Source organism: Candidatus Aminicenantes bacterium (assembly GCA_026393795.1).
In the GTDB taxonomy this organism is placed as follows: domain Bacteria; phylum Acidobacteriota; class Aminicenantia; order UBA2199; family UBA2199; genus UBA2199.
The window spans coordinates 1-2,785 of sequence record JAPKZL010000008.1 but is presented as its reverse complement, the minus strand read 5'-3'; the positions used below and the strand labels follow the sequence as shown (position 1 = coordinate 2,785).

At 58.3% G+C, this 2,785-nt stretch carries 4 protein-coding genes; 1 reads left to right on the top strand and 3 read right to left on the bottom strand.

What is annotated here, in order from left to right; all coding sequences use genetic code 11:
• The coding region (locus NTW95_00460) for a S9 family peptidase (protein MCX6555897.1) at window positions 1-1,016 on the top strand (1,016 nt) is incomplete at its 5' end.
• A gap of 31 nt (window positions 1,017-1,047) precedes the next feature.
• Here the strand turns inward: NTW95_00460 and NTW95_00455 are convergent.
• The 3 genes from NTW95_00455 to NTW95_00445 all read right to left on the bottom strand — a co-directional run.
• Window positions 1,048-1,389 (bottom strand): PAS domain-containing protein, encoded by a 342-nt coding sequence (locus NTW95_00455; GenBank protein MCX6555896.1) that lies wholly within the window; start codon window positions 1,387-1,389, stop codon window positions 1,048-1,050.
• A gap of 117 nt (window positions 1,390-1,506) precedes the next feature.
• Complete coding sequence (locus tag NTW95_00450) at window positions 1,507-1,701, bottom strand: DUF2892 domain-containing protein (GenBank protein ID MCX6555895.1); 195 nt, start codon at window positions 1,699-1,701, stop codon at window positions 1,507-1,509.
• A gap of 76 nt (window positions 1,702-1,777) precedes the next feature.
• The coding region (locus tag NTW95_00445) for a serine/threonine-protein kinase (GenBank protein MCX6555894.1) at window positions 1,778-2,785 on the bottom strand (1,008 nt) is incomplete at its 5' end.

Genomic DNA, 2,785 nt, shown 5'->3' with positions numbered 1-2,785 from the left:
TCTACGAGCCGATATTCAAACTGCAGATCGCCACGAAAAAGATCGATCCGGTCGTTCCCGCCGTCAACGCCGGTTCGCTATGCCTGACCCCGGACGGCAAAGCCCTGATCTATCTGCTCCAGAACGTGGCCATGCCCCAAGAAATCTTCAAATTCGACCTGGGGCGCCGGCGGCAGACGCAGTTGACCCATTTCAACCGCGAGGTCTTCAAGGACGTGCAGATGAACCGGGTCGAGATTTTCCGCTTCAAGGGCGCCAAGGATGACATGGTCGAAGGCTTTCTGCTCAAGCCGCCTTTCTTCGACGCCAACAAAAAGTACCCGCTGGTATTCCTCATCCACGGCGGCCCCCAGGGCGGCTGGACCGATGATTTCCATTACCGCTGGAACCACAGCCTGTTCGCTTCCCCCGGCTACGTGGTCGCGGCCATCAACTTCCACGGCAGCAGCGGCTACGGCCAGGCATTCACCGATGCGGTCTCCCGGGACTGGGGCGGAGCGCCCTTCATCGACCTGGTCAAGGGCCAGCAGTACCTGGTGGAAACGTTCCCCTTCATCGACAAGGACAAGATCGTGGCCGCGGGCGCTTCCTACGGCGGCTTCATGATCAACTGGATCGCGGGGCACAGCGATGAGTTCAAGTATCCCTTCCGCTGCCTGGTTTCGCACGACGGCATTTTCGATTCGCGCAGCATGTACTATTCCACCGAGGAGCTGTGGTTCGAGGAATGGGAGCACGGCGGCACGCCCTGGAGCAGCGATCTTTTCGAGAAATGGAACCCGGCCAACTTCGTGGACAAATTCAAGGTGCCCATGCTGGTCGTGCACAGCGAAAAGGACTACCGGGTGCCGGTGTCGCAGGGGCTGATGCTCTTCACTGCCCTGCAGCGCCGCGGCGTGAAATCAAAAATGCTCTATTTTCCCGACGAGAACCATTTCGTGCAAAAGCCGCAGAACGCCCGCCTCTGGTGGGAGACTGTTTTCGCCTGGTTCGCGGAGAATATCGCCGACAAATAGCCGGCAACGCCCCAGGTCGGCTCCGCGCGGTTCAGCCGCGGATAAAATGGGGCATGGCCGCCTGGACGACGAATGAAAATTCCACCAGGCCGGCCAGCTGACCATTTTCGCGCCAGGCCTCCTGGTGGATGAGTTTGCGAAAACCTTTTTTTTCGATGGTGTAGCTGTTGCCGGCGCCGGTGGCCAGCAGGCAACGGATCTTTTCCCGAGCGCTCTCGGGATGGCACTCCCACAGGCTTTTCCCCAGCAGGGCTTTGCCGCCGTCGGCAGAAAAAGTCCGCGCTGCCTGGTCGTTCATGTAGACGATGATCCCGTCGAGGTCGCAGACGGTGATGGCGACATCCATACCGCTCAACCAGATAGAATTTTCCATCGTTTCCTCTTCAGGGCTAGAAGACAGAGGTCAGAAGTCAGATGACAGAAAATAATTATTCTCTGATCTTTTCCCTTTCTTGATTCTGTCGTCTGTCGTCTGTCTTCTGATATTTTTCTATTCTGTTTTTTTCTTCTTAACCGTCGAGATCTTCAGCGGCACATAAAGGGGACAAAAGCCAATCGCCGCCGTCAGCAGCGGGACGATGGCCAGCAGCCCCCACCAGCTCTTGAAATAAAAGCCCAAGGCGGCGATTCCGGCTCCGACGATCACCCGGACGATCCTGTCCGTTTTTCCGACGTTGCAAGTCATGGCGAACCTCCTAGAATATTCCTATTATATCCGGTTATCGCCGGCGTGTACATGAAGCGTGATCAGGTTCTTCGTTTCAGGGTCGCGGCGGATACAATTCCGCCAGGCGCAGCAGTTCGGCTTGGATCGCCGCCAGCAGGGGGCGTCGATCCGGGTCCTTGTCGATCATGGCCATGATCAGGGCGTTCAATTCCTCGGGGACATCGCCGCTGATCTCCATCGGCGGCAGCGGGTAGGTCTTCAGGATGCGGTGGATCACCTCGCCGGTGGCCTCCGACCAGAACGGTTTGGAACCGGTCAGCATTTCATACAGGATGACTCCCGCCGAATAGATATCGCCGGCCGGGGAAGAAGTGCCGTCGCTGATCCGTTCGGGCGGCAGGTAGCGGATGGTGCCCATGACCACTCCCGACATGGTCAGCCGCGATTGGGCCGGGGTGAGGGCCAGGCCGAAATCAAGCAGTTTGACGAAATAACGCCGCCCATGCGCTTCGCTGATCATGACGTTTTCCGGCTTCAGGTCGCGGTGCACGATGTTCTGGGCATGGATCGCCCGCAGGGCGTCGACGATCTGCAGCATGATATCCAGCGCCGCAGCGACCTCCAACCGCCCCCCTGCCTTGATGAGCATGGCCAGCGATTGTCCCTTCAGCAGCTCCATGGCGATGTACCAGCAGTCCGACATCTCGCCGCGCTCGATGATGCGCACGATATGGGGGTGGTCCAGTTGCTCGGTGATCAGCGACTCGTGCTTGAAGCGCTTCTTCTGGTTCTCGTCGTGGAAGTTCTCCTCTTTCAGAACCTTGAGCGCCACGATGCGCTTCTTGTCGTGCAGGTCCTGGGCCTTGTAGACCGTGGCCATGCCGCCGCTGCCGATGGTCTCCAGGATCCTGAAATGGCCGATCTCGGTCTTTTTCTTGAAGAAGGAGACGGCGCGCAAATACTTTTTCAGCAGCTGCCACGAAAGGGCCGACAGCACCGCAAAAGCCAGGACGGCCAAAACCATGAACCACCAGGTCTGGTAAACAAAAGGCCGCAAATAAAAAGCGAAAGAAGCGCCGGCCAGGTTCCAGACGCCGTCGGC